Raw genomic sequence first — 25,604 nt, forward strand, 5'->3', positions numbered from 1 at the left:
TATTTGTCAAGAACTTTTTTGAATAAAAAATTCAAATCATATTCATAAATTTCATCTTGCGACAACTTTTACATCATATCACTAACATCAATCGATGTCAACAACAATTTGAAAATTATTTTTGATATCGTCTTTCGTAACAGACAACGATATACATCATACCTTGATTTTAATATCTCGTCAATAGTTTTTTTTATTTTTTTCAATATCTTCTAATGCCTCGTTTATCCACTTAGACATTCTCTTAGAAATAGGCTTGAACCCTTCTTGAACATGCTTATTAGTCCAATATTTTCGATGATTAAATCCTGGGCGTCTTTTTTCTCTAGAAAAATCAAAAGCTTTTTCTAAACATCTTATTGATAAACTTATCTTCCCAGTATACTCATCGATATCTATTATCATGACTCTTACCATTTGCCCAACTTTCAAAAAATTTCGAATGTTATCTACATATCCATGGTGACATTCAGAAATGTGTATCAATCCTTGAGTACGATTATCTAAACTGACAAAAGCTCCATATGGTTGAATACCAGTTATTCTGCCTTCAATTATCATTCCTATACGATAACGCATATATTAACCTCCCATTTATTTCTATATTCTATAATAACTGACTATCAGTTCTTTTACCATTTTATTTTATTTTTTATTTATGCTATTGTATCCTTAGTAATTTTTTAGGAGGGTAATTTATGCCTGAAGATAACTTATATGATATTTCTATTATTGGTGGTGGCCCTATTGGTATGTTTGCCGCTACTTATGCAGGAATGCGTTCAGCCAAAGTCCAATTACTTGAAAGTTTAGGACAACTTGGAGGACAACCTCAAGCTTTGTTTTCAGAAAAGACAATCTACGATATTCCTGGATTTAGTTCCATTTCTGGTAAAGACTTAATTAGAAATTTAAATACACAATTACAGCAATTTAATGTTGACGTATATGTTAATAGTCCTGTTTTAAATATTCAAAAAACTGAGAAAAACCAATTTAAAATAATTACTAATAATAGAATCAGTTATAGTAAATCTGTTATTATTTCTACCGGAATTGGTTCATTCGAACCACGTCGCCTTAGAATAGCGAATGCTGAAGCACTAGAAAACGATAAATTATTTTATACTGTCAGCGATCCATCAATATTTGAGAACAAAACTATTGCTATTGCTGGTGGTGGTGATTCTGCTATAGATTGGGCCTTAGAATTAAACACTATTGCAAAAGATACTATTGTTATCCATCGTAGAAATCAATTTAGAGCTATGGAATCAAATGTAGCTAAGTTAAAAGAGTCTGATTCAAAAATAATGACCCCCTACACTATAGATAACCTTAGCACAGACAATTCTCATAATAACCTTACTATACAACTTAAAAAAGTACGTACTAAAGATACTGTTGAATTATCAGTAGATGCTTTATTAGTAAATTATGGTTTTATGTCTAACAATAGCATTTTAAAGTCATGGGATTTAGATCTAATAACCACCAAAAATAATTTAATCCCTGTTAATTCCAAATTAGAAACAAATCTTCAAAATGTTTATGCTATTGGAGATATTGCTAATTATCCTGGTAGAATAGATTTGATAGCCGTTGGTATGGGAGAAGCACCTATGGCTGTTAATAACGCATTGGAATCACTTTATCCTGAAAAAATTCAGCCAAAACATAGTACTCAACTTGTTAAAAATATTAAAAATAAAGAAAATAACTAATTATTTTCTTTTTTATATGGTATTATTAATTTTCAAATAACTTATTAAGGAGTAAGTAACTTGAACTTTCTAATTGATTTCATTCTACACATCGATACACATTTAGTTAATATTGTTAATAGCTTTGGTAATTTAACTTATTTAATTGTTTTTGGAGTTATTTTTATCGAAACAGGTGCCGTTATAATGCCATTTTTACCTGGTGACTCCCTATTATTTGCTGCTAGCGCTCTATCAGCTAGTAGTGAGTATCATCTAAATATTTGGCTTTTTATCATACTATTTTGGCTTGCTTCTGTTACTGGTGACTCACTAAACTATTTCATTGGTCATAAAGTTGGACGCTCTGTTTCACAACATCACTTTTTTGGTAAATTTATTAAAGAAGAAAATATGAAGAAAACTGAAGCATTTTTTGAAAAACATGGTGGCATTGCTATCTCATTAGCAAGATTTATGCCTATTATCAGAACCTTATCTCCTTTTGTTTCTGGTGGTACAGGAGTTAAATATTCTACTTTCATTAAATATAATTTACTAGGAGCAACAGCTTGGGTTCTCATTTGTTGTGGTGCCGGATACTTTTTTGGTAATATTCCGGTTGTTAAAGAACATTTTTCCTTAGTTATTATTGGAATAATTGTAGTTTCTTTAATTCCTGCTATTGTAGGAGCTCTCAAAAGTAAACTTTCAAAAAATTAATAATAATTTTATTTATATACTAAAAAAACAGATAGTAGATTCAAAAATGGATCCACTATCCGTTTTTTACTATACAAAACTTTTACGTTCCTATTCTCGCCTTAATCTATTTTTTAAAAAATAATTGAATGTATACATAACCAATTCAAAAATTACTACTATTTCAATAAAACATATTTCAAAAAATAATTCTGGTAAAGCTTTTATAATTGGTGTATTTGCCGGATTAAATATCCAGTCTCTATTGTTAAATAGCAATTGATGAAATACTATAAATGCATTTGAAAAGTCCAAGCAAACTATACATACCAACATTAAAATAATTATATTTGATACTTTAAATAAATTTAATAAATTCCACCATTCTGTTTTTGTAAAAATTCTTCGCCACATAATTCCAATCATTATTGAAGTAATTAATAAAACAATGTAGTTAAATTCAAATAATTTTTTTACATCTCCAAAGTGATGCATTGCGCTAACAGATAGTGGTAATTTAGTATGTAACGTTTCTATCCAAGGAAAATTCAAATAATGTAAAATTATTTTATATTCATGCCACAACTCATTACTAGTTAAAAAAACTTTTTTATCCAAGTGCTCTAACTTTATAAAAATATAGTATAACCAATCTGAATTAATAGTGATACTTATTGCCAAAGATAATACAAAAAAGAATAATATTACGCCAAATAGTAGTAATATTACTCTCTCTATCCATATAGATCTAATCATTATTGCCACTCATCTAAGCTATTAATTTCATATGTTGGCTTAATTTTTTCTTTTGCTACATCTTCTCTAGTAGAGACTCCCGTATATACCAATAATGTATCTATATCCGAAGCTATTCCTGCTTTAATATCAGTATTATAATTATCCCCAACCATAATTACATCATCAGCTTTCATATTCATTTTTTTCAATGCTTTTTCCATAATTATTTTTTCAGGTTTTCCAACATAAGTCGCCACTTGCTGTGTTGCTCTTTCAACTAAAGCAATGACGGAACCTGCTCCTGGCACTAAGCCTCTTTCATTTGGCAAATTAGTATCAGGATTAGTACCTATAAATTTTGCTCCTCTCTTAATAGCCAATGTAGCTAATTCGAATTTATGATATGTAACATCATAGTCTAAACCTACTACAACATAGTCAGGAGTAACCTCTTCAAAGCGGAATCCTTTATCCATCAATGCTTGCTTTAAACCAAGTTCTCCAATTGCATATACTTTTCTTTTATTTTCATCTAAATCAGCTACATAATCAGCTGTTGCCAATGCTGTAGTATATACATTTTCTACGCCAACATGAATATCAAAATTCATTCCTAAATTTTCTACTACAGCTTCCGGAGTTTGAGTACTATTATTGGTTAAAAATAGAAATGGAATATCTTTCTCTTGTAATCTTTCTATAAATCTCTTGGCTGCAGGAATTTTTATCTTTCCTTTGTACATTGTTCCATCTAAATCTATCAGGTATCCTTTATACTTTTCTAAATCCATAAAATTCTCCCTATTTTTGCCTAATTGTAAAATGTCTATGCTTTGTATTTTTCTTTGATACAGACTTCAAATGAGCATTTTTCTTATTTTTCTGTGATCGTATATTATATCTCTTTTCATTTGTGAATACATTATTTTTAGAGTTATGTTTCTTAGAACTAGATTGTGATTTTCTCTTTGAACTCTTCTTCCTAATATTAGCAGGTATTGGCTCTGGTGTCTGCACTTCAAGATTATGAAGAATAAAGTAGGAACAACCAAAATTACAATATTCATATAAGTAATCATCTAGCCTCTCTATACTTTGATAAGGTGATCCTTTCTTGCTACCAATCTCATAAAAACCACGTAATCTTAATTGATCATATCCCCAATCACCTACAATATAATCATATTTAGTCAAAATTTGGCTAAATCTCTCACCTAATCGTTCTGCGTTAAAACCTTCATGATAATTCTCAACTAAATCATAAGGTCTCCCATCAATTTTTATTCGGGTCTCGTTAATTACTAATACTTCACTTGCTGCTGCTTCGATAGTTTCAGCCTTTTTTGCAAGTTGTACTTCCCGCCTTTCTTTTCTTTCGCTATTCAAAAATCAATTCCTCCTAGCTTAAAATCATCAGTTAATTATATACCTTATATTCCCACTCTTACAAGTTTCTTTCTCATCTACCATCTTTTTTTATGATCTATTAACTTAGCCTCTATAATCTTAAATAAATTCTTTTCTGATATAGGTGTTCCAAATGGTAGTTTATTAATTAAATAATCTATATCTGCTGAGTCAACTCCAACATTAATATTCCACGGTGAATTTACACTGGAATGGTGAATATGTCCATGAACATTAACTCTATTTTTAGATGGCCCTACCAATAATGGATAATGAGTTAAAAATAATTGATAATGATTTAATTTTAAAATTAAGCCAACATCTATAAAAGTAAATTTTATTCTTCCATCAGGTAAAATAACATTATTTTTATCTATAAATTTAAATAATGCTCTTGAATCATGGTTTCCCTTCAAAAATACAATTTGCCCCTTTAATTTCTTCAATATTTCCAATACTCTTTTTAAATCTTCTTTTTTACTATTTATAAGTGCTATATCTCCTAAATGATAAACCGTATCATTATCATTAACAACACTATTCCAATTTTCAACTATTGTATTATTCATATCATTTACTGAAAAAAACATTCTATTAGCAAATCGTGTATCATGTATCAACTCTTTATGGAAAAAATGTGTATCTGCAGTAAAATATTTCATTTCATACTCTCCTAGTTAGTTATTAACATATTATTATAATAATAAAATAAAAAAACAGAATTAAAAACACTTAGCGTATTTCTAATTCTGTTGAATCCTAATTTCTTTTTTTAATACTACTAATCATATATAACATTACAAACCAAGCAATCGCAGCTATCAAAGCAAATAATGTTGTTTTTTCCAAGCACATTATTACTCCTACGAATATTAAGAAAGCCAACACTAAATAATCAGTCCATGGATGAAAATGTAATTTAAATTCTCCCTCAGGAATGTTTTGTTTCTTTTGTTGCTTTTTAAATTCCAAATGACATACAACAATTGCGCCCCAAATAAATAAGAAACAAGTTGTCGCAACACTAGATACAAATGTAAATAAAGATGTATTAGATACTACAAAGTTAGCTAATACTGCTATTGCTATTATAATAGCAGAAAAAATTAAACCATTCGCTGGAACTTGTTGTCTGGACAATGTGCTCATTTTTTTTGCGAATTTTCCCTTTTTACCCCAGTTAAGCGAGAATAACATTCTTCCGGTACTGAATAATGCACTATTAGTAGCCGATAATGCAGCTGTCAATACAACAAAGTTTATAATTCCAGCAGCAAAAGTTATACCTATATTCTGAAATACTTGTACAAAGGGGCTTTCATTTATTGAGATGGAATTCCATGGATATATGGACATTATTGCTAGTAAAGACCCTACGTAAAAAATAATTATTCTTAACGGAATTTCATTAATAGCCTTTGGAATAACTTTTTTGGGATTTTCTGCTTCTGAAGCAGTAATTCCAACCATTTCAATTCCAATAAAGCCAAAAGTCACCATTTGGAAAGATAGCAAAAATCCTTTTAAGCCTTTTGGAAATAATCCTCCATAACTATACAAATTCCCTAAAGTAGCATATCCTACCGGTGTCTTATAACTAACTATAACCATCGCAATTCCTGAAACAATTAGTGCAATGATAGCAATAATTTTGATTAAAGAAAACCAAAATTCTGTTTCTCCAAATAGCCCCACTGTAACTAAATTCAAAGATAACAATACAACTACTGCAACTAATCCTGGAACCCACTGTGGTATATTAGGAAACCAATATTCTATATATAGACCTGTTGCCGTAACATCTGCCATAGCAATCGTTATCCAACAAATCCAATATGTCCACCCAGCTATAAAACCTATTTTTTCTCCTAAATATTTAGTAATAAAATCTATAAAAGAATGTGTATTTAAATCTGATAAAAGAAGTTCCCCCATTGCTCTCATCAGAAAGAAACATATTAACCCTGTTATACAATATGCTAAAACAATAGATGGGCCTGCTAAGTGGATAGACTTTCCTGATCCTAAAAATAGTCCAGTTCCTATCGTCCCTCCTAATGCTATTAATTGGATATGTCTACTTTTTAAATTTCTTGCATATCCTTTATTTTCTTTGTTCATATCAATATATCTCCAATTCATTAATATTCAATACTATCCAGTTTAAAACATTTTTTTATTTTAGTAAAATTCAACTATTTCATTTATAGTTGAATTCAATTCACTTTTAAACAAAAAAGAACTATAAATTCAAATTATTGAAATTATAGTTCTTTTTTTCTAATTAAAATAAATATTTTTCTTTGCCCAACTTACTATTTCATTTATAAATTTTTTAAATTCCTCTTGTTTTTTAAAGCTAGGGAAATCGCCCAATAATACTTCTTCTGCCTGTTTAGCCTTATTTCCCTTCTTTTGTACAATTAAAATTGATTTCATCGATTGTTTATCATTAAATAATTCTGTCGGTAAGTTTAATAATCCTTGCAAATAACCAACTTTTTGAATATATTTAAGCAATTTAACTGAATCTTTTACTTCAAAAATTCCTCTAGGTACAATAAATATTCCTATTCCATCTTCTTTTAATTGCCTTATAGATTTTTCAATTAATACATAATGAGCATATGAATGCCCATCATTATTTTTGGTAATATAGTCACTCACTTTGTCATCTATTGGATAATATCCAACCGGCAAATCTCCAACTACTAAATCCGTTTTAGGGATTAACAACTCTTCTATAGCATCCTGATGATATAATTCAATATTTTGCTTTTGGAATTGCGTGCTTATACTTGCCAAAGCTAATAGCGTATCATCATTATCTATTCCATAAGCTTGAATATTTTTGTTTTGCTTATCTAAATTATTATAAATATCAGTAAGTAAGTTTCCTGTACCTACACAAATGTCTGTAATTGTTAATACTTTTTTAGAGTCAGCAAATAACTCTATTAGATAAGATACTATCATCCCTATTGAATCTGGTGTCATTTGATGATTAGCCTGAATCTTATCTTCGCTATAAGATTTCAAAATTAATAATTGTATAACCTGTCTTTTTTCATCAGTTTCTAAGTTCTTTATATTACTATCAGCGTACAATTCTTTTAACTTTGCTACTGTCTTTTTATCAGGCTTATCATCCTCTACATGAACCTGATTATTATCTAAGATATTCTCTAAAGTTTCAATTAATGCATCAAGATAAGTTGTTTGTAAATTTTTTTGTAGTTCCTTTACTGCTCCTTCAAGTAAACTATATTCTTTCTGTATCTTTTCCATTTTACCTATCAAGAACTAGCCCTCCTGTTACTATTAATCTTTAATAGTGTAGCTAGTTTATGCAAAATTTTCAAGTTTATTGGTTATCACTTAAATTGATACTCTCTACCATTTTTTAATATAATAATATATTTTCTTCTTTCTTTATCCCACTTAACTTTGCCATAATTAAAATTCTCGCTATCACAATTTTTTCTTTTGACTACTTCATACATCACTCTAGCTCTATAATAATTTACCTCTCTGCTATAGGCTAAAATTTGCCATTTAAAAAGTAATATCTGTCCTAAAAATATCATAAGAAAGAACATCAAAAAGTATATGCTAGTATAAATTAAATAACCTTCTTCTCTGAAACTACTTTTCATTTTTTTCGATCCATTATATATTCTTCGCTATATTCTCTACCGTGTATCCAAATTGAAATAAAAATCGACTTCCTATTTTCATCATATCTCCACTCTACCTTTTGAACATTGTATAACAAGGGCATATACCCATCAATTTTTCTTCGCATCCTGATTTGTTGCTTATATAAGTCCAATTCATAAAAATCATCCATCGCATCGCTATATAAAATCAATTCATCATTCTCATTGTCAACACGTACATATTTAAAATCCAAATTACTACTTTCTATAACTGATCTAAATTGCTCCCACTGCAATCTATCATTTTTAGTTTCATTTGCATTGATTTTCCACACTATTTGGAGTGTAGAAAATATCATCATACATGTTAAACAAGTAATTCCTATTGCTATTATTGTTTCTAATAATGTAAATCCACTCTTTTTACTCTTTTGATAAAGTTTCAACTTTGTTTTCATAACTAACTTGTATTTGTTTAAAATTTACTAATTCTTTCTGGTCCATACTTCGCACTTTATTAAGTAACAAATGCATTCTTTCTTTATCCTCAATCTTTAAATTCTCTTGATTATTTAGAGACTGATAATTTGTTAATAATATTAAAATTCCACTACAAATTATTATTAAACCTATTATCGAATCAGCTAATACAAATCCTTTATTGGTAAGTTTTAACATAATATTTAGCACCATATCCCATTTGAAATACAAATACATATCTTCTTCCTAATGATGAGAAAATTTTTATTGTTTTAGGTGTAACACTACCATTATCACTAATTTTTACAATATTAGTATCTCCGTGCATAGTAGACGGATATGAAAATTCATAGTCATTTGTTGTTCTATCTTTATTATATTCAGAAAATCGAACTAAATCGTGATAAAAATAAACATTAGTATGTTTTTCCTCTTGAATAGATTTTATTGTACTTTGGTTCCATTTTCGTTCGAAATTTTTTATAAATTGTCTTTCTTCATAATTTTGCCAAGTTATTTTTATAGGACGATATGCCAATAAAATCAATACCATAAATATTCCTAAAACAATTATCATTTCTAGAAGAGTATACCCTACCAAATTATTCTTTCTTACCATTATCTAGTTTAATCTCTATATTTTTCTTCTTAATTTGATCATATTGATCATTATTTAAATAATTAGCTGATTTCAACTCATCTATTGTTACTGTATTAGTATTCTTTTCATCCATATATAATTCAGCTTGTGTATTTAATTGAGTCTGCAACGCCTTATCATTTACAGTATTTGCATGCTTTCTCTGTGTACCTATATTCGGTAATATAATTAAAATTAATAAGCTAATAATAAATAAGACAATTGCCATTTCAATTAAAGTAAATCCCAACCTTTTCCTTTTCATTAATATAAACCTCCTAGAGTTTTGTATATTGGTAAAAGAATTGTTAAATAAGTTCCAACGATAATTATCGCTATCACGATAAATAGTATTGGTTGAACTAACTCAATCAACTTATCAATTAATTTTAATAACTTCCTATACGAGACTTCTGAATAAACTGCTAGCTCATTGCTTATGTTTTCCAACGTTTCTCCCTTATTTAAAAACAATTTCAATTCAGGAGGGATAAATGGATATTTTTTCACTAACTCATCAGGCATACTTCCAGCATCTAATAACTCTCTTAATTGTTGTCCTAATTGATACAGTAAAGACTGCTTATCAAACTCATTTAAAAAGCTACATATTTGTTTTAAATCTAGCCCACTTTTCAAAAGTAGTGACAAATTAAAGCTCAAATAGTAGTAGCTATATTGTCGATAAATCTTACCTATAATTAGTAATTGGCTATACCAATGATGTCTAGTTATAGTTTCTTGTTTACTCCACCATCTCAAAATTTTTAATACATATAGTACTATTATCAAAGCCACTAAAATTAGACTATATTCACCAACTACTGTCCAATTAATAACCGACGGTGTTCCTACACTATCTTCTCCAAAATTATTAATAGTTGGCTTCAACCAAAACTTTATTCCTAACATAATTATTATCAACATAAAAAATAAAATCATTGGATACACCATTAAACTCTTTAATTTATTTTGCTGCTCCACTCTTCTTTCAAGTAAACTCCCCAATTGCTTGATACTTTTCTCCATTTCTCCATGTTGCTCTGCAATTAACAATTGATAATAGGTTGATTTAGAAATATTCTCTTTTAAAGCATCGCTAATCTTTGTTCCCATCAGCAAGTTTTTCTTTACTTTATGAGAAACTGAATAAAATTCTGGCATTATATTTTGTATACTTATCAGAGACTGTCGTAAGGAAAATCCTGCTGATAATAAATCTGATAATATAGAGAAAAAAATTGCTTGTTTCTTTAAACTCCACACTTTTTTATTATCCTTCAATAAATGTTTCAAAACTTTCTTTATTAATCCAGTTATTAAGGTAACAATACTCAAGTTTTTCTCTCCAGTCTTTAGTCATTCTACTTTGAATATTTCCTTGAATGATATCTTTATCTAAATCTTTTCCTTCTATTTGATCAAACAATACTTTAGCTCCTCCATCTATTGTTGGAATTAATCTCTGATATGAGATTACCTGCATCGTTTGTTGAAGTTCTTCATCACTAATACCTAAGTTTTTCAACCTTTGATAAACACCATATACATTACGAGCATGAACTGTTGTCAAAATCAGATGGCCACTCAAAGCAGCATTTATTGCCACTTTAGCAGTCATATTATCTCTAATTTCTCCAATTAAAAATACATCTGGATGATGCCTTAATGCTACTTTCAATAACTCAGAATACGACATCTGAGCTTTATTGTTAACTTGTAATTGTAAAAAATTAGGCTCATATATTTCAATTGGATCTTCAATACTCATAACATGTTTTTCATTAGCTAACTTTCTAGCTAAATTGTACATAGTCGTTGTTTTACCTGAACCCATTGGCCCTGAAAAAACAATTAATCCATTTTTGATACAAGCTTTTTGTAAAGTGTAAATCTGCTCTTCAAAAAAATAGTTTTCTTCAAAAAAAGTACTAGGAAATATCAGTCTTACAACCAAGGATTCATTCCCTAAAAAATCTCCTACACTTGATAGTCTACAAAAGACTTCATTTTTTTCATCACTATATATCCATGATCCAAGTTGCGGACGTCTTTTTTCACTAACCGCCATATTAGATTGAAATTTCAAATAATTAATCAACTGTCCTCCAAATTCTTTACTACATTCCTTTATTATGCGATTCGTTCCTAAAACATTCACTTTAATTTGGTATCTATCATTTTTTGGAAAGAAAAATATATCGCTTGCTTTTAGTGATATAGCTTCTTGCAACAAAATTTCAACAGATTTTTTCATTAACTCACCTCCTCGTATATATAAATACGCAAAAAAACTTTTTATTCTAAAAAAAATTCCTATAAAACAAATTTTTTCGTTCTATAGGAATTCTTATTGCTTTTTATTTATTATTTAACTGTTTTTCTACATCATCTTTATACGGTATTGATGGAATCGCACCTAATTTTTGGACAGCTAGAGAAGAAGCCTTACTTGCGTAAATAATAGCTTCTCTTAAATTGCTAAAACTTGTATCTAATTTAGATACTAGAGCACCGATAAAGGTATCACCAGCAGCTGTAGTATCAACTGCTTCAACTTTAAAAGCAGGTAATAATTCACAAATGCCATCTTTTGTCTTATAATAAGCACCCTGCTTACCTAAAGTAATAATAACATTGTTAATACCTTGATCAATTAATTTATCAGCTGCTTGTCTACATGTATCTTCGTCAACTACTTTTATTCCAGTTAACAATTCAGCCTCTGTTTCATTAGGAATTATTAAATCTATATTTTTCTTTAGTTCGTCTAAAATATCAGTCGCTGGTGCTGGATTCAAAATTGTCTTTACATTTAACTCACGTGCTAATTTAAATGCTTCATTTGTCACTTCTAGAGGTGTTTCAAATTGGGCTACTAAAAAATCACTATCCTTGATATCATTCATTGCATTTTGTATAACGGTAGTTTTTATAGCTTGGTTTGCACCACCATAGATTACAATGCTATTTTCACCACTTTCTTGCAATAAAATAAACGCTTGACCAGTTCCTTCATTTAATTTTGCAACATTATTAATATTAATTCCATCTTCTTTTAGAAGTTTCAACATCATCTCACCTTGAACATCATTGCCAACTCCACCAATAAATGTTACATGTGATTTAGATCTAGCAGCTGAAATAGCTTGATTTGCTCCCTTTCCTCCGCCTGCAACACCTATATCGTCCATTTTCAATGTTTCACCTGGCTGTGGTAATCTGGGTATTCTCAGAATAGTATCAACATTCAAGCTTCCCAAAACAGTTACTTTATTACTCATACCTTTGATAACCTACTTTCTAGTATGTATTGCTATTTAAAGCATAACTAAAAAATAATAATTTCACAAGCAAAAAAAGATACCAGCAATAAAATTATCTACTAGTATCTTTTTAAATAATTATTAATCTTCAGGGAAATCAGCAGATGTGTATACTTCTGACACATCATCTTCATCTTCTAATCTATCAATTAATCTTTGTAATTGTTCTACTTTATCAGCAGGAACGGGTACTGTATTTTGAGGAACCATTGTTAATTCAGCTGTTGCTAAATCGTATTTCTTTTGTAATTCATCACGTACATCCGCAAATGCCTTAGGATCAGTATAAATTTCAAATACTTCATCTGAAGTTTGTAAATCTTCTCCACCTGCTTCAATAACATCTTCAAACATTTGATCTTCATCAACGTCTAAATCTTCTCGCGCAATAGCAATGTAACCCTTACGATCGAACATAAAGCTAACTGAACCTGTTTCACCTAAGTTACCGCCATTTCTATTAAAATCAGCGCGTACAGCAGAAGCAGTTCTATTACGATTATCAGTTAAAGCATGTACTAAGATAGCTACACCAGCTGGACCGTAACCTTCATATGTAATTTCTTCATAATCAGCACCACCAGTACCAGTTGCCTTATCGATAGCACGTTTAATGTTATCCTTTGGCATGTTAGCTGCACGAGCTTTATCCATAATTAGGCGTAATTGTGGGTTTCCATCTGGGTCAGGACCACCACTCTTTGCAGCCATATAGATTTCTCGTGATATTTTTTGGAAAATTTTTCCACGTTTAGCATCTTGGGCGTTTTTGCGGCCTTGGATGTTATGCCATTTTGAATGTCCTGACATTTCTAAAACCTCTTTCCGATTATATAAATTCATTAATTTAGGCAATAAGCCATTTCAAATTATAGCAAATAATTTATTAACTATCAATCAAAGTATATTTATAATATTATTTTTTTCTTCTAAAAAAATATAATATAACCATCGTGATTATAATTCCTGTTAAAGCACCTATTCCATCCAACATAACATCTTCAAAAGAAGGCGTTCTATCTCCAGTAATCATTTGATGAAATTCATCAATTCCTGCATAGCCAACTGCTGCCAAATACGAGAAAAATGTTGCTTGCCATTTCTTTAAATTATCCTTTAATGTCATATAAAATCCTAACCCCATAACAAAATAAGTGGAAAAGTGTGCCAATTTGCGGATAAAAAATTCAACAAATTTATAATATCCAACTTCTTTAATAGATATTACAGAATGTCCATATGAAAATGAAACTTGACTTAAAATATCCTTGAATGGTTGAGATGTAAGATATTTTTGTAAAAATGGTACAGAAGATTGCTCTTTATACGTCATAGATGAACTTATAAATAGCAATATCATAATAAAAATTGATAAGTATAAATATTTTTCTGATTTTATTTTCACTTTTTAAAATTTCCTTTCAGATCATCTAGCTAGCTATTTCCAATTAAATATTAAAAAAACTAATCAAGATATACTCGATTAGCTTCTATACTTCTAACTATTTTGTTGATCCACGCTTGATATAACCATAAGGTAGTTCAATAGTTTTTTCATCAGCTGATGTTTCTTCTTTGTTCATCATCTTAGTTAAGAAACGCATGGATACCGCACCGATATCATACAATGGCTGAGTAATGGATGATAACTTAGGTCTTACTAGTTCAGTTAATTTAGAATTATTACTTGTTACAATTTCAAAGTCAGTTGGAACCTTAGCACCTGCATCTTGCGCACCATTTAATACACCAACAGCTAATTCATCATCACCTACATAAGCTGCAGTTGCCCCAACTGATTGTAAAGCTGGCCATAAAATTTCACCTGAATGGTAACTATAATCTGTTTCAAAAACTAATTCTTCATCATAAGCAATTCCATTTTTAGATAAAGCATTTTTATAACCTTGTAATCTATATTTACTATTAATTGGTTCTGACAATGGTCCAGAAATGAAAGCAATTTTATCATTACCATGATTAATTAAATCGGAAACTGCTTCTTCTACAGCATCTACATAATTAATATGAACACTTTCAAATTCTTCTTTATCATCTAAAGAACCAGCCAATACTACAGGTGTCTTGGTTTTATCAATTTGCTTACGAAGTTCATCAGTAATCTTATTTCCCATGAAAATAATACCGTCAACTTGTTTGGCTAATAAAGTATTTAACACTTGCAACTCTTTTTGTTCATTAGCATCTGAATTAGCCAAAATTATGTTGTATTTATACATGGAAGCTACATCATCAATACCTCTAGCAAGTGAAGAAAAATAGACATTAGTAACGTCTGGAATAATAACTCCAACAGTTGTTGTTTTCTTACTTGCCAATCCTCTAGCAACTGCATTAGGACGATAGTCAAGTCTATCAATAACTTCTAAAACTTTTTTTCTAGTAGCAGGTTTTACATTAGGATTACCATTTACTACCCTAGAAACTGTAGCCATAGAAACATCTGCTTCTCTAGCAACATCATAAATTGTAATTGTTTGTTTTTCCATTCTTCTTTCATCCTCGCATTTGTTTTCATTTTTATTTTCATAATCCTATTATAGATTATCAAAGAAGTTATAAAATTGCAAGCGTTTCATAATTTTATTAATTTATTCTTTTCCATTTGTTTTCATAATTGCTTATTTTATATTAAATTTTTTCTTTCTAATACATGTGCTATAATTAACTTACTAGGAGATGAGTTATTATGAAACATATTGAAGAAGTACAAGAATGGTTAGCTAATAACAATTTAGATATTGCTTATATAAGTGATTTCCATAACATACGTTATTACACAGGTTTTGATAGTGATCCTATCGAACGAATTTTAGCTTTATTCATTTTTCCAGATAAAGATCCTTTTATCTTTGCCCCAGCACTTGAAGTTGGTTCTGTAAAGGAAAGTGGATGGGAATATCCTGTTTTTGGCTATTTAGATCATGAAGATGCATTCGCACTTATTAAATCACACATTAATACATTAGCTGGAAATCCTAAAAAATGGGCTGTTGAAAAAGATAATTTAACAGTAGCAAAATCAGAAGCTATACTAAGAAATTTTCCAGAAGCTAAATTTGTTGAAAATATTTCTCCTTTTATCAACAAACAACGATCAATTAAAAATGAAGATGAAATCAACCTACTTCTTGAAGCGGGAAAATGGGCTGATTATGCCTTCAAAGTTGGATTTGATGCATTAAGCACTAATAAAACTGAACAAGCTGTAGCTGCTGAAATTGAGTATGAATTAAAGAAAAAAGGCGTCATGCATATGAGCTTTGATACAATTATTCAAAGCGGTGCTAATGCAGCTGATCCTCATGGCGCTCCAAAAGAAGATACTATTAAGCCTAATGAACTAACTCTCTTTGATTTAGGTACTGTATATAAAGGATATATTTCAGATGCTTCACGAACTGTAGCATTTGGCGAAATTGATGACAAACTAAAAGATATCTATAATGTTTGTTTAGAAGCTCAATTAACTGCACAAAATGCTGCAAAACCTGGTATGACAGCTGAAGAATTAGATAAGATTGCTAGAGATGTTATTACAAAAGCTGGTTATGGTGAATATTTCATCCATCGTCTTGGACATGGTATGGGACAAAGCGAACACGAATTTCCATCTATTATGGAAGGAAACAAAATGGAATTAGTTCCAGGTATGTGTTTCTCTATTGAACCAGGTATTTATATTCCTAATTATGCTGGAGTTAGAATTGAAGATTGTGTTTACGTTACAGATAATGGTGTTAAACCATTCACTCACACTAGCAAAGAACTTCAAATAATTCCTTTATCATAAGATAATAACATTAAACAATAATTATAATAAAAACCACTCAATTATTTTATTTGAGTGGTTTTTATTATAATTACTTCGTTTCAGATGTTCCATCTGGATAAAATACAACTGTTGGATTTTCCAACTCTGTTTTTTCTTTCATTTTTCCAAAAGCAGATCTTTGATCAATTACAATATCATCTTGAAGATCTTCATCATTATCTAAAGAATCTTCTTTTTCCATAAGTTTATCTTTTAAATTGCTTGTTGAACTTTTTAAATTACTTAAAGCTTCTGTAACCGAATCTTTATCAATCAAATCTTTAGCTTGTAAAACTTTTTTATTTAGTTTTTCTAATTTATCATCTTCATCTAAATAATCTAATAAATATTCGCGATATTTCAATGCAGTTTCTTGACCTTCGGCTACAATATCATCCAATTTAGATGCTGCCTTCTCTAAATATTTTCCCGACAACTTCTTGCTAGCATAGAAAGCAACACCGGCTATACCTAAACCTATCAATAATTTTTTTCCCATAAAAAGTCCTCCTCACATCATATTATTTTTTGCGTAATTTGTTAATAAGCTTAATTGCTCTTAATCCATTTTTCAACATTGTTGAAGTTTTTACAAGACCATGAGTTGAATTCCCCATATTTTCAACAAAATTTCTACTTGCTTGATTTAAATCCGAAACACTTTCACCTAAATCAGATGTTGCTTGAAATAATGGATCTAATTTTGATGATTTTTGATTAACATCATCCATTAAACTATTAGTCTTCACTAATAAGTCTTCAATTTTTTCTGAAATATCATCAGCATCCTCTGTCAAAGTTTTTATGCTCTTTGTCAATTCAGATACTGTACTTGTCAAACGTGCCAAAACTCGACATAAATATATTACTAATACTAAAAATGCAAGTGCAGCAATTAAACCTGCCAATTGACCAAATGTTAAAAACATGCAACACCCCTCCAAAATACTTAATATATTAAGAATATCATTCATATTATTAAACTTCAATTGATATATATAAGTTTAATATTTTTTCAAATTTCAAATAAAAAGTATTAATTCTTCATAATTTTTATTTACTATCTATATTCTTAATATCCTTACCTTCTCATTATAATATTAAATCATATAAATTGAAAGCGTTGTCCAAACAAATGTAAAATAACTCTATTTTATCAATATAGTTTATTTAAAAGTAGTCCTTCTATTTATTTATACTATTTTCTATAACTTGCCTAGACATAAATATTCATGTACGCTAGAGTGATCAAAATTCAAATCTAAAAATTATGGATAAATTTTAAATGTTAAAAAAGGCACTGAAATGATTTAAAAAATCTAATTCAGTACCTTGATAATATTTCAACGATATCCAATCATCGAAAGCTTTAATATGAAAAGTTATATGGAGATGGCGGGAATCGAACCCGCGTCCAAGCATATCGCCACCTAAACCTCTACGTTCATAGACATACTATTTAAAATTCATCAGCAACAGCGCCATATGTCAGGGCAAACGTCACTAACTAGCATGAAAATCTCTTTTTACTTTCTCACGCCGCAAAAGTAAACGTAACCTACTAAATTATATGACCTCACCTAGCACGTAGGTAATACTAGCTAAGATCTACACTAAAACTGACTAAGCAGCTAAAGCGTAAGAGTTATTGTTATTTTTTGCAGTTATATTTTAACTGAGCGTTTTTAGGTAGTCGCAACCTACCAAACGCAATTTAAGCTCGACCTATACCTGTCGAATCCTAAACATCCCCGTATATGCAAGAATAATTATAACATATACAAATATCTTATCAAGATAAAAACATTAGCATAACAGGCTAATCCATTTGATTCATAGTTTTATTTAACAACTCATCAACTAAATTATTTCCTTCATCATTGGCATGTCCCTTTGTCCATTGATAATCTAAATTTGGAAATTCTGGCAATAATCTGCTAATTTCCATCCATAATTCCTTATTCTTAACACCAGTTCCCGCAGAAGTTTTCCAACCATTTTTCTCCCACGATTGTAACCATCGCTTAGTAATAGCATCTAAAACATATTTTGAATCAAGAACTACCAAAATTTTTTCATTTTGTAACTCTCGTTGTTTCAAATCCAATAATGCCTTCTTTAAAGCCATGATTTCCATCCTATTATTAGTACTTCCATATTCTCCATCAGTATCACTAATTATTGAACCTTGATATTTTATTAGATATGCCCATGCAGCTTTATCGTTTTTCTTTACATGTTCTCCTTTTTTATTTCCATGATTTCTAGAACCTCCATCTGTATAGACAATAATACTATAATTCTTTCTTTTATTTTCATTACTACTTTTAATTTCTTTCAACCAACTATCTGCTTCTTGCTTACTAATGAAACTTTTGAACTCAGCTTTTGGAAAACCAGATACTTGCTTTTGACATTCTGCCCAAGTAGTGAAAATTCCAGTTTTTCTTCCCTTTTTTACAGCATAAAATTTACCCACTAGATGAACCTCCATTTTCATAATGTACGCTTATTTTAACACAAAAAAACTAATTACTCTTATAACTAAGGTAGTTGCTTAATATATAATACGTAATTAGCTTTATAAAATCTATTCTTTTAACTCTAATCTTAAATTTCTTGAAATATTCTCTAACTTTTCCAATGGTTCTTGTAAAGTTAAATAGTAATAACTCTGCAGACCATCTTTACGATACGCCACTATTCCAGAATCTCTTAATATCTTGAGATGATGCGAAACTGCAGGCTGTGTTATGCTCATATTATTTGTAATGGCTGTTACAGTCATGCCAGATTCTAGGTTACCAAATAGCAACACAATTATTTTTTGCCTATTCCTATCAGCTAAAGCATTGATAATGTCAAAATTTTCTACAAAATTATCTAATGCTTCATTTTGTACTTTGCTCAATTGACTCACTGACATAATGCTCACCCTTTCCTTCATAGAAAATTCCTATTCCTAAGTTAAGGATAGCATTTAAATTAATTTATAGCAAGCGTTTTCAGTGATTTAATTTAATATTTTTCTTATTATTTTAATTTTAAATATAACAATATATCGAAATAAACATTAATATTGATCCTAACATTACAAAAATATGCCAAAAAACATGTGCATATTTTATCTTAGGAATACTATATACCAGTGCTCCAAGTGTAAAAGTTATTCCACCTGCAACTAGTAAACCTAATCCTATCTTGCCTAGTGATAAAAATAATTCTTTCGCCCCTAGTATACAAAGCCAACCCATTACTACAAAAATAATTGTTTCAAATACCTGTTTTCTTTTAGAAGCTAAAATATGATATAGAATACCTAGTATTGACATTAACCAAATCATTATCATTAATATCAATCCTTTTACACCTTTTATCGCCAACATGCAATACGGCGTATAAGTACCTGCTATCAATAAAAATATTGAACAGTGATCAAAAATTTGGAAAACTCTCTTAGCTTTCGTAAAATACAAGCAATGAAAAAGCGTAGAAAATAAATATAATAAAACTAGTGAGCATGTATACACTATATATGAAAAAAGTGTTATTGAATTAGTATCTATCCCCTTTAAAATTAATAAAACCATCCCTAGAATACTGAGGATAATTCCAATTCCATGAGTTATTGCACTCCATATTTCATTTTTTATTTGCATTTTTCTAGTCATTATACATCACCTCATAGATTATGATACCATTATATACATTAAATTTCCATATAATCTAGATTTCAAGTCTATATATAGCAGAAATTTATTCAGCATATATTTATGCTATAATATAGTAAAAGGAGGATTATCTATGTCTAGTAGAATAAATGATGAACTCAAATTATCGCTGATACAATTTAATGATATTTATCTCCCTATGTGGGAAGAATTTCCTGATTTTCAAGTATATATGGATCAACTTGTAAGTCTCGGTAACAGATATTTAAAAGATTTAAGCGATTCAGAATTAACACCTTCCATGATTAATAGTTATGTAAAAAAAGGATTGATGCAAAGACCTGAGAAAAAAAAGTACGATGCTAGTCATATTGCTGAGCTTTTAGTAATTTCTCTTCTAAAAACTATCTATCCACTAGAAGTAGTAAAGAACTGCATTAATGAAATTTTAAAAGAACAATCTGTAGAGCAAGCATATAATTCTTTTGCAAATCTATTTAATGATACTTTACATAATATCGAAAATTCTTCTTACAACTTCATTGACACATCTAATACGTTAGAATTAACTGAAAAATTTGCCATTAGAGCTGTTATATGCAAACTTGTTTCTCAAAAATTAATAGATTCTTACTATAAAAAATAAAAGATGTCATAATCAAAAATCTTTACTGATAATTGATTATGACATCTTTTTTAAATTAATTGTCCAACATAATAGTGAATCGCCATTGTTATAATTCCAACAACTATATTTCTTAACACTGCATATTTAATATTACTCTTTCCTAGTTTAGCACTAATCATTCCTGTCAACCCAACAGAAATTATTACTGCTAAAATTGTAGCCAACCATCTACTATTGCTAGGAGCATAAGTCATTGCTACTAAAGGAAATAAACCACCCAATGCTGCAGAAAACATCGATGACCAAGCTGCCATCCATGGATTCAAATACTGTCCCATATTAATTCCATGTTTAATATTAACTAAAGTAGCAACTCTATCTTCCTTCTCCATTAATTGCTTGGCAATCAAATTTGCTGTTTGCAAAGATACTCCTTTATTTTGATAATATTGTTTAACAATATTAATTTGTTCTGAGTAGTTATTTTTAAGATTTGTAGCCTCTTCTTCAACAGCTGATTTTTCGGTATCTCTTTGAACACTTACAGATGCATATTCACCAGCTGACATAGACAAAGCACATGCTACCAAGTCAGCTAAACCTGCAATTAAAATAGTAAATCTATTGGAAGTAGCAGCACCTACACTAAAAAGAACTCCAACTACGGTTAAAATACCATCATTAGAACCTAATACTCCTGCTCTCAATACATTCATTTTTTCTTCCATTGTCGCTTTCTTTTTTCTCTTATTTAACATTTTTGTCACTCACTTTACTATAAGCTAAACATTACACCGATAAAATATGTTACTATCATTGTCAGCATACCAGAAATAACATTTCTAATAGTTCCATGTAATTTGCTAGAATGGCTCAATTGTGCTGCAAAATATCCTGTAAATACTAGAGATATTATCACTGCTAACATAGTTCCAAAAATACGATATTGAACTGGGAAAATTAAAATTGATAGTAACGGCAATGTTGCTCCCAGTGGAAAAGAAATCATCGAAGCAATTGCTGCTGCATAAGGATTAGTTTTTTCATTTAACTCAAAACCATATTTTTCTCTGACAATAGACTTTAATGGATCCCTGTCCATCATTTCTTTAGTCGCCTTGTGAGATAATTCTTCTGAAATTCCAGCTTTTAGTAACTTATTTTTTATAAATAAAAATTCTTTTTGATAATCAGTATCTAATATTTTCTTTTCTCTCACAACAGCTGCCACTTCTGCATCGCTCTGAGAATGAACCGAAACATATTCACCCATAGCCATAGATATTGTTCCAGCTAACATTCCAGCTAATCCAGATATTAAGATAGCAAATGATGAACTAGCAGCACCAGCAACACCTAAAACAATGCCAGCAACAGAAATGATACCATCATTAGCACCCATAACTGCTGCTCTCAATACGTTAATCTTTTGTGCCAAAGTAATACTCTTTTGTTTTGTGCTATCCAAATTGTTCATCCTCTCTTATTAATTTAGAAAAATTATAACATAGTATTTATAATAATTCAATAATATATAAAAAAGCATATAAAAAAAGAGCCGTATAAACGACTCTTTAAAAAAGTAAATAAGATTATTTAACTTCTGGTGTACCTAACCAGCCAATGATTTCCTTAACTGTGTCAACGATAGCTTCTGAACCAGGAGCAAGTAACTTACGAGGGTCATACCCCTTACCTTCTTGGTCTTTACCAGCTTCGATGTACTTACGTGTTGCAGCAGCAAATGCAAGTTGGTTTTCTGTGTTGATGTTAACTTTAGAAATACCCATCTTGATAGCTTTTTCGATTTGTTCTTGAGGAATACCAGAACCACCGTGTAATACTAATGGTGTATCGATTGCATCTGCAATTTCTTGTAAGCGATCAAAGTGTAGACCTTTCCAGTTTTCTGGGTATGGTCCGTGAATGTTACCGATACCGCAAGCTAAGTAATCAACGCCTAAAGCAGCAATTTGCTTAGCTTCTTCAACGCTAGCTAATTCACCTTCACCAACGATTCCGTCTTCTTCACCACCGATAGAACCAACTTCAGCTTCAACAGAGATACCTTTAGCATGTGCTAATTTAACGATTTCTGCTGTCTTTTCTAAGTTTTCTTCAAATGGTAAATCATGACCATCAAACATAACTGATGAGTAGCCTGCTTCGATACATTCCTTAGCAGCTTCATAGTTACCATGGTCTAAGTGCATAATAACAGGAACAGTGATGTTCATTACACGCATTTCTTCTTCAACTAACTTCTTAACTAACTTGTAGTCACCCATATACTTAGCAGCACCCATTGATACTTGGATCAATACAGGTGTGTTAGTTTCTTGAGCAGCCTTAAGAATAGCACGTGTCCATTCCAAATTATTTGTGTTGAACGCACCAACAGCATAGTGACCTTGACGAGCTGCGTTAAAGATTGCGTTACCGTTTACGAATACTGACATTAAAAACAGCCTCCTAAAAATTACATCTTAATTACTCTTCTGAGTACGTCTTTATTTTAACATACTTTCGACATAAATTACCAAATAATTAAGCTTTTTTCATTATTTTTACTTAAATTATGATTATTAGAATGTTAATTCTGTAATTTTTCCTTCTTCTTCATAAACTATCCACTCTGCTAAGTTTGTTATATAATCATTTATCCTTTTAATATGTGCAATAATACTTAAATAATCTATACCTTCTTCTGCAAAGTTTGCATCTTCTTTTATTGCATTAATTGATAGTTTCCTGATCTCATTAATTTTTTCTCTCTTTTCCTGATTCTTTTTAGCAATCTCAACGGCGCCTTTTTCATCAAACTTAGCAAACATACTTACTATCTTTACTAAATTTTCTTGCGTTTGTTCACTAACTTCTCTTATCAAAGATTCAATTTCAACATTTCTTCTTTTAACATTGATATTTCTTACTGCCTTGGCAACATCTACCGCATGATCTCCAATTCTTTCTACATCAGAACTAGCTTTTAAAATGGCTATTACTTTTCTTAAATTTGTCGCAACAGGTTGCTGCAAAGCAATTAACTGACTAGTCTTTTTTTCCAATTTTATTTCTAAATTATTAATTACCTCATCATGTTCGATAACTTTATTAGCCAATTCTAAGTCGTGATTTTCGAAAGCTTCCGTTGCTAACTTTATTGCTTCTGCAGCTTCTAATCCCATTTCAATAAAATCTTGATGCACAATCTTTAACTGTCCTAAAAATTTTCTATTCATTAATAATTCTCCTTATCCAAATTTTCCACTTAAATAGTCAGCTGTTTGTTCTTTATCCGGATTTAAAAATATCTTTTTAGTTTTATTACTCTCAACTAAATTACCACTTAAAAAGAAAGACGTTGTATCTGATATTCTTGAAGCTTGTTGCATATTATGTGTTACCATAATACATGTATAATTATCTCTAAGGGTTAGTAACATCTCTTCTATTTTTTCTGTTGAAATCGGATCAAGCGCACTTGTTGGCTCATCTAGTAAAATAACCTCTGGAGCTACAGCAAGTACCCTAGCAATACAGATTCTTTGCTGTTGTCCCCCGGATAAAGCCAAGGCATTTTTATTTAAATTATCCTTTACTTCTTCCCAAATTGCAGCTTGTTTCAAACTTGTTTCTACTTTTTCATCCAAAATTCTCTTATCTTTTATACCAGCCATCCTTAATCCATAAGTAACATTATCGTAAATAGAAAATGGAAAAGGATTAGGTTGTTGGAAAACCATACCTATTTTCTTTCTTAATTCAACCAAATCTATTTTTTCATCATATATATCTTGATTCTTAAATTTAAATTCGCCTTCTATTTTTACATTTTCTATCATGTCATTCATTCGATTTAAAGTTCTTAAGTACGTTGATTTCCCACAACCAGATGGTCCAATTAATGCATGTATCCCCTTATCTGGAAAGTCCAAAGTTATCCCCTTAAGAGCTTCCTTACTTCCATAATATAAATGTACATCTTTAGTTGTTATTATTTTTTCCATTAAGTTCACCTATCCAAAGTTTCCTGAAATGTAATCTTCTGTCAATTTTATTTTAGGATTTGTAAAAATATTCTTTGTTTTGTTATATTCAATGACATTTCCTAAATGGAAAAATGCTGTGTAATCACTAATTCTTGAAGCTTGTTGCATATTATGCGTTACAATTATCAAAGTATATTTTCCCTTTAATTCTAATAATGTTTCCTCTATTTTAGCTGTTGATATCGGATCTAATGCACTTGCAGGCTCATCTAATAATAAAATATCAGGTTTCATCGCAATAGCTCTAGCAATAGACAATCTTTGTTGTTGTCCCCCAGATAAAGCTAGTGCACTCTTATTTAAATCATCTTTAACTTCATCCCATAAAGCAGCTTGTTTCAAACTTGTTTCTACTATTTCAGCTAGCTTTTCTTTATCTTTTATTCCGTTTTCTTTTAATGCAAAAGTTATATTTTCATATATTGATTTTGAAAAAGGATTTGGTCTTTGAAAAACCATTCCAATATATTTTCTCATCTCATAAACATTTATTTTAGGAGAATTTATGTCGATTCCTCGATATAAGATACTTCCCTTAACATCTGCTACTCCTTCATTCATACGATTTAAAGAGCGTAAAAAAGTTGATTTTCCAGATCCTGAAGCACCGATTAAAGAAGTAATTTTATATCTTTCAAATTGTAAATTTCCATCAAATAAAGCTTGTTTTTCTCCATAAAAGATGTTCAAATCCCTTGTTTCTAATGCCTTTTCTTTTTCATTTAACTGCAAAATATATTTATCTTTTAAATTATATTCCATA

Annotated in this window: 31 protein-coding genes and 1 other RNA gene; 4 read left to right on the top strand and 28 right to left on the bottom strand. The window is 29.9% G+C overall.

The features are described 5' to 3' along the window. Window positions 1-180: 180 nt before the first annotated feature. Window positions 181-579: a CvfD/Ygs/GSP13 family RNA-binding post-transcriptional regulator gene (locus tag NOU10_RS08270; protein ID WP_003701513.1), complete on the bottom strand. Its 399-nt coding sequence runs from the start codon at window positions 577-579 to the stop codon at window positions 181-183. Between the two features lie 119 nt (window positions 580-698). Here NOU10_RS08270 and NOU10_RS08275 point away from each other — a divergent pair, with 119 nt between their 5' ends. After that, window positions 699-1,724, top strand: coding sequence for an NAD(P)/FAD-dependent oxidoreductase (locus NOU10_RS08275; protein ID WP_003705821.1), 1,026 nt, complete (start codon window positions 699-701; stop codon window positions 1,722-1,724). Window positions 1,725-1,784: 60 nt separating this feature from the next. After that, the gene (locus NOU10_RS08280; protein ID WP_255906555.1) at window positions 1,785-2,426 is read left to right on the top strand and encodes a VTT domain-containing protein; all 642 of its coding nucleotides are present in this window, start codon (window positions 1,785-1,787) and stop codon (window positions 2,424-2,426) included. Window positions 2,427-2,516: 90 nt separating this feature from the next. Here the strand turns inward: NOU10_RS08280 and NOU10_RS08285 are convergent, their stop codons facing one another. The 15 genes from NOU10_RS08285 to ccpA all read right to left on the bottom strand — a co-directional run bounded on the left by NOU10_RS08285 (window position 2,517) and on the right by ccpA (window position 15,165). Then, a complete protein-coding gene (locus NOU10_RS08285) occupies window positions 2,517-3,161 on the bottom strand; it encodes a TIGR01906 family membrane protein (protein WP_255906556.1) in 645 nt (214 codons plus the stop codon). Beyond that, entirely contained in the window at window positions 3,161-3,934 is a 774-nt protein-coding gene (locus NOU10_RS08290; RefSeq protein WP_003701519.1) for a TIGR01457 family HAD-type hydrolase, read from the bottom strand. The genes NOU10_RS08285 and NOU10_RS08290 overlap by 1 nt, the downstream gene beginning before the upstream one ends. 10 nt (window positions 3,935-3,944) lie before the next feature. Continuing rightward, a complete protein-coding gene (locus tag NOU10_RS08295) occupies window positions 3,945-4,529 on the bottom strand; it encodes a YutD family protein (RefSeq protein ID WP_003701520.1) in 585 nt (194 codons plus the stop codon). A gap of 77 nt (window positions 4,530-4,606) precedes the next feature. Next, the gene (locus tag NOU10_RS08300) at window positions 4,607-5,212 is read right to left on the bottom strand and encodes a metallophosphoesterase family protein (RefSeq protein WP_160996696.1); all 606 of its coding nucleotides are present in this window, start codon (window positions 5,210-5,212) and stop codon (window positions 4,607-4,609) included. A gap of 97 nt (window positions 5,213-5,309) precedes the next feature. Beyond that, window positions 5,310-6,671 carry an amino acid permease gene (locus tag NOU10_RS08305; protein WP_250200903.1) on the bottom strand — a complete coding sequence of 454 codons (1,362 nt, stop codon included), beginning with the start codon at window positions 6,669-6,671 and terminating at the stop codon, window positions 5,310-5,312. A gap of 159 nt (window positions 6,672-6,830) precedes the next feature. Continuing rightward, window positions 6,831-7,850 (bottom strand): class I SAM-dependent methyltransferase, encoded by a 1,020-nt coding sequence (locus tag NOU10_RS08310; RefSeq protein ID WP_003701523.1) that lies wholly within the window; start codon window positions 7,848-7,850, stop codon window positions 6,831-6,833. Window positions 7,851-8,202: 352 nt separating this feature from the next. After that, entirely contained in the window at window positions 8,203-8,667 is a 465-nt protein-coding gene (locus tag NOU10_RS08315; RefSeq protein ID WP_255906557.1) for a competence type IV pilus minor pilin ComGF, read from the bottom strand. Between the two features lie 200 nt (window positions 8,668-8,867). Further along, the gene (locus NOU10_RS08320) at window positions 8,868-9,308 is read right to left on the bottom strand and encodes a competence protein ComGD (protein WP_034983072.1); all 441 of its coding nucleotides are present in this window, start codon (window positions 9,306-9,308) and stop codon (window positions 8,868-8,870) included. Continuing rightward, window positions 9,292-9,594 (bottom strand): prepilin-type N-terminal cleavage/methylation domain-containing protein, encoded by a 303-nt coding sequence (locus tag NOU10_RS08325; protein WP_034983073.1) that lies wholly within the window; start codon window positions 9,592-9,594, stop codon window positions 9,292-9,294. Before NOU10_RS08325 ends, NOU10_RS08320 begins: the two co-directional genes overlap by 17 nt. Further along, a complete protein-coding gene (gene comGB, locus NOU10_RS08330; protein ID WP_255906558.1) occupies window positions 9,594-10,667 on the bottom strand; it encodes a competence type IV pilus assembly protein ComGB in 1,074 nt (357 codons plus the stop codon). Before comGB ends, NOU10_RS08325 begins: the two co-directional genes overlap by 1 nt. Further along, window positions 10,603-11,586 (bottom strand): competence type IV pilus ATPase ComGA, encoded by a 984-nt coding sequence (gene comGA / locus NOU10_RS08335; protein ID WP_003701531.1) that lies wholly within the window; start codon window positions 11,584-11,586, stop codon window positions 10,603-10,605. Before comGA ends, comGB begins: the two co-directional genes overlap by 65 nt. Before the next feature lie 103 nt (window positions 11,587-11,689). Continuing rightward, complete coding sequence (rbsK, locus tag NOU10_RS08340) at window positions 11,690-12,613, bottom strand: ribokinase (protein WP_255906559.1); 924 nt, start codon at window positions 12,611-12,613, stop codon at window positions 11,690-11,692. A 123-nt stretch (window positions 12,614-12,736) separates the two neighbouring features. Then, entirely contained in the window at window positions 12,737-13,465 is a 729-nt protein-coding gene (locus NOU10_RS08345) for a YebC/PmpR family DNA-binding transcriptional regulator (RefSeq protein ID WP_003702892.1), read from the bottom strand. A gap of 106 nt (window positions 13,466-13,571) precedes the next feature. After that, window positions 13,572-14,060, bottom strand: a complete 489-nt coding sequence (locus NOU10_RS08350) for a VanZ family protein (protein WP_003701534.1) — start codon at window positions 14,058-14,060, stop codon at window positions 13,572-13,574. A 97-nt stretch (window positions 14,061-14,157) separates the two neighbouring features. Then, window positions 14,158-15,165, bottom strand: coding sequence for a catabolite control protein A (gene ccpA, locus NOU10_RS08355; RefSeq protein WP_003705800.1), 1,008 nt, complete (start codon window positions 15,163-15,165; stop codon window positions 14,158-14,160). Window positions 15,166-15,365: 200 nt separating this feature from the next. Between ccpA and NOU10_RS08360 the strand changes: the two genes are divergently transcribed. Beyond that, entirely contained in the window at window positions 15,366-16,469 is a 1,104-nt protein-coding gene (locus NOU10_RS08360) for a Xaa-Pro peptidase family protein (RefSeq protein WP_255906560.1), read from the top strand. Window positions 16,470-16,539: 70 nt separating this feature from the next. Here the strand turns inward: NOU10_RS08360 and NOU10_RS08365 are convergent, their stop codons facing one another. The 6 genes from NOU10_RS08365 to NOU10_RS08390 all read right to left on the bottom strand — a co-directional run bounded on the left by NOU10_RS08365 (window position 16,540) and on the right by NOU10_RS08390 (window position 20,161). Beyond that, a complete protein-coding gene (locus NOU10_RS08365; protein ID WP_160945082.1) occupies window positions 16,540-16,989 on the bottom strand; it encodes a hypothetical protein in 450 nt (149 codons plus the stop codon). Window positions 16,990-17,011: 22 nt separating this feature from the next. Beyond that, on the bottom strand, window positions 17,012-17,419 hold the full coding sequence (locus tag NOU10_RS08370) for a DUF948 domain-containing protein (protein ID WP_003702923.1): 408 nt from the start codon (window positions 17,417-17,419) through the stop codon (window positions 17,012-17,014). A gap of 455 nt (window positions 17,420-17,874) precedes the next feature. Then, window positions 17,875-18,243: a transfer-messenger RNA gene (gene ssrA / locus NOU10_RS08375) on the bottom strand. A gap of 66 nt (window positions 18,244-18,309) precedes the next feature. After that, the gene (locus NOU10_RS08380) at window positions 18,310-18,969 is read right to left on the bottom strand and encodes a ribonuclease H family protein (RefSeq protein ID WP_255906562.1); all 660 of its coding nucleotides are present in this window, start codon (window positions 18,967-18,969) and stop codon (window positions 18,310-18,312) included. A 111-nt stretch (window positions 18,970-19,080) separates the two neighbouring features. After that, a complete protein-coding gene (locus NOU10_RS08385; RefSeq protein WP_160996687.1) occupies window positions 19,081-19,416 on the bottom strand; it encodes a helix-turn-helix transcriptional regulator in 336 nt (111 codons plus the stop codon). Window positions 19,417-19,534: 118 nt separating this feature from the next. Then, a complete protein-coding gene (locus tag NOU10_RS08390) occupies window positions 19,535-20,161 on the bottom strand; it encodes a hemolysin III family protein (protein WP_003701541.1) in 627 nt (208 codons plus the stop codon). A gap of 133 nt (window positions 20,162-20,294) precedes the next feature. Here NOU10_RS08390 and NOU10_RS08395 point away from each other — a divergent pair, with 133 nt between their 5' ends. Then, window positions 20,295-20,807 (top strand): DUF1836 domain-containing protein, encoded by a 513-nt coding sequence (locus NOU10_RS08395; RefSeq protein WP_003708298.1) that lies wholly within the window; start codon window positions 20,295-20,297, stop codon window positions 20,805-20,807. Between the two features lie 50 nt (window positions 20,808-20,857). On the opposite strand, the gene NOU10_RS08400 is transcribed toward NOU10_RS08395, so the two are convergent. The 6 genes from NOU10_RS08400 to pstB (NOU10_RS08425) form a co-directional block, all read right to left on the bottom strand. After that, window positions 20,858-21,547, bottom strand: coding sequence for a VIT family protein (locus NOU10_RS08400; RefSeq protein ID WP_003701544.1), 690 nt, complete (start codon window positions 21,545-21,547; stop codon window positions 20,858-20,860). A gap of 17 nt (window positions 21,548-21,564) precedes the next feature. Beyond that, the gene (locus NOU10_RS08405) at window positions 21,565-22,266 is read right to left on the bottom strand and encodes a VIT family protein (protein ID WP_160945078.1); all 702 of its coding nucleotides are present in this window, start codon (window positions 22,264-22,266) and stop codon (window positions 21,565-21,567) included. Window positions 22,267-22,381: 115 nt separating this feature from the next. Further along, on the bottom strand, window positions 22,382-23,248 hold the full coding sequence (fba, locus tag NOU10_RS08410) for a class II fructose-1,6-bisphosphate aldolase (protein WP_003702919.1): 867 nt from the start codon (window positions 23,246-23,248) through the stop codon (window positions 22,382-22,384). Window positions 23,249-23,374: 126 nt separating this feature from the next. Next, the gene (gene phoU / locus NOU10_RS08415) at window positions 23,375-24,031 is read right to left on the bottom strand and encodes a phosphate signaling complex protein PhoU (RefSeq protein ID WP_003701547.1); all 657 of its coding nucleotides are present in this window, start codon (window positions 24,029-24,031) and stop codon (window positions 23,375-23,377) included. 12 nt (window positions 24,032-24,043) lie between these two features. Beyond that, window positions 24,044-24,799: a phosphate ABC transporter ATP-binding protein PstB gene (gene pstB / locus NOU10_RS08420; protein WP_003705789.1), complete on the bottom strand. Its 756-nt coding sequence runs from the start codon at window positions 24,797-24,799 to the stop codon at window positions 24,044-24,046. Window positions 24,800-24,808: 9 nt separating this feature from the next. Beyond that, entirely contained in the window at window positions 24,809-25,603 is a 795-nt protein-coding gene (pstB, locus tag NOU10_RS08425) for a phosphate ABC transporter ATP-binding protein PstB (RefSeq protein ID WP_255906564.1), read from the bottom strand. Between the last annotated feature and the right edge of the window lies 1 nt (window position 25,604).

The sequence above is a fragment of the Ligilactobacillus sp. MP3 genome (assembly GCF_024436335.1).
Lineage (GTDB): Bacteria > Bacillota > Bacilli > Lactobacillales > Lactobacillaceae > Ligilactobacillus > Ligilactobacillus salivarius.

What these genes read in the sequence shown, in the direction of transcription:
- NOU10_RS08405 (WP_160945078.1), bottom strand. Translation starts at nt 22,266, where the DNA reads ATGAACAATTTGGATAGCACAAAACAAAAGAGTATTACTTTGGCACAA.
- comGA (WP_003701531.1), bottom strand. Translation starts at nt 11,586, where the DNA reads ATGAAAAAATCTGTTGAAATTTTGTTGCAAGAAGCTATATCACTAAAA.
- NOU10_RS08300 (WP_160996696.1), bottom strand. Translation starts at nt 5,212, where the DNA reads ATGAAATATTTTACTGCAGATACACATTTTTTCCATAAAGAGTTGATA.
- NOU10_RS08360 (WP_255906560.1), top strand. Translation starts at nt 15,366, where the DNA reads ATGAAACATATTGAAGAAGTACAAGAATGGTTAGCTAATAACAATTTA.
- phoU (WP_003701547.1), bottom strand. Translation starts at nt 24,031, where the DNA reads ATGAATAGAAAATTTTTAGGACAGTTAAAGATTGTGCATCAAGATTTT.
- NOU10_RS08325 (WP_034983073.1), bottom strand. Translation starts at nt 9,594, where the DNA reads ATGAAAAGGAAAAGGTTGGGATTTACTTTAATTGAAATGGCAATTGTC.
- NOU10_RS08395 (WP_003708298.1), top strand. Translation starts at nt 20,295, where the DNA reads ATGTCTAGTAGAATAAATGATGAACTCAAATTATCGCTGATACAATTT.
- NOU10_RS08290 (WP_003701519.1), bottom strand. Translation starts at nt 3,934, where the DNA reads ATGGATTTAGAAAAGTATAAAGGATACCTGATAGATTTAGATGGAACA.
- rbsK (WP_255906559.1), bottom strand. Translation starts at nt 12,613, where the DNA reads ATGAGTAATAAAGTAACTGTTTTGGGAAGCTTGAATGTTGATACTATT.
- ccpA (WP_003705800.1), bottom strand. Translation starts at nt 15,165, where the DNA reads ATGGAAAAACAAACAATTACAATTTATGATGTTGCTAGAGAAGCAGAT.
- NOU10_RS08385 (WP_160996687.1), bottom strand. Translation starts at nt 19,416, where the DNA reads ATGTCAGTGAGTCAATTGAGCAAAGTACAAAATGAAGCATTAGATAAT.
- NOU10_RS08305 (WP_250200903.1), bottom strand. Translation starts at nt 6,671, where the DNA reads ATGAACAAAGAAAATAAAGGATATGCAAGAAATTTAAAAAGTAGACAT.
- NOU10_RS08315 (WP_255906557.1), bottom strand. Translation starts at nt 8,667, where the DNA reads ATGAAAACAAAGTTGAAACTTTATCAAAAGAGTAAAAAGAGTGGATTT.
- NOU10_RS08270 (WP_003701513.1), bottom strand. Translation starts at nt 579, where the DNA reads ATGCGTTATCGTATAGGAATGATAATTGAAGGCAGAATAACTGGTATT.
- NOU10_RS08285 (WP_255906556.1), bottom strand. Translation starts at nt 3,161, where the DNA reads ATGATTAGATCTATATGGATAGAGAGAGTAATATTACTACTATTTGGC.
- NOU10_RS08345 (WP_003702892.1), bottom strand. Translation starts at nt 13,465, where the DNA reads ATGTCAGGACATTCAAAATGGCATAACATCCAAGGCCGCAAAAACGCC.
- NOU10_RS08370 (WP_003702923.1), bottom strand. Translation starts at nt 17,419, where the DNA reads ATGTTTTTAACATTTGGTCAATTGGCAGGTTTAATTGCTGCACTTGCA.
- NOU10_RS08320 (WP_034983072.1), bottom strand. Translation starts at nt 9,308, where the DNA reads ATGGTAAGAAAGAATAATTTGGTAGGGTATACTCTTCTAGAAATGATA.
- pstB (WP_255906564.1), bottom strand. Translation starts at nt 25,603, where the DNA reads ATGGAATATAATTTAAAAGATAAATATATTTTGCAGTTAAATGAAAAA.
- fba (WP_003702919.1), bottom strand. Translation starts at nt 23,248, where the DNA reads ATGTCAGTATTCGTAAACGGTAACGCAATCTTTAACGCAGCTCGTCAA.
- NOU10_RS08400 (WP_003701544.1), bottom strand. Translation starts at nt 21,547, where the DNA reads ATGTTAAATAAGAGAAAAAAGAAAGCGACAATGGAAGAAAAAATGAAT.
- NOU10_RS08275 (WP_003705821.1), top strand. Translation starts at nt 699, where the DNA reads ATGCCTGAAGATAACTTATATGATATTTCTATTATTGGTGGTGGCCCT.
- NOU10_RS08390 (WP_003701541.1), bottom strand. Translation starts at nt 20,161, where the DNA reads ATGACTAGAAAAATGCAAATAAAAAATGAAATATGGAGTGCAATAACT.
- pstB (WP_003705789.1), bottom strand. Translation starts at nt 24,799, where the DNA reads ATGGAAAAAATAATAACAACTAAAGATGTACATTTATATTATGGAAGT.
- NOU10_RS08365 (WP_160945082.1), bottom strand. Translation starts at nt 16,989, where the DNA reads ATGGGAAAAAAATTATTGATAGGTTTAGGTATAGCCGGTGTTGCTTTC.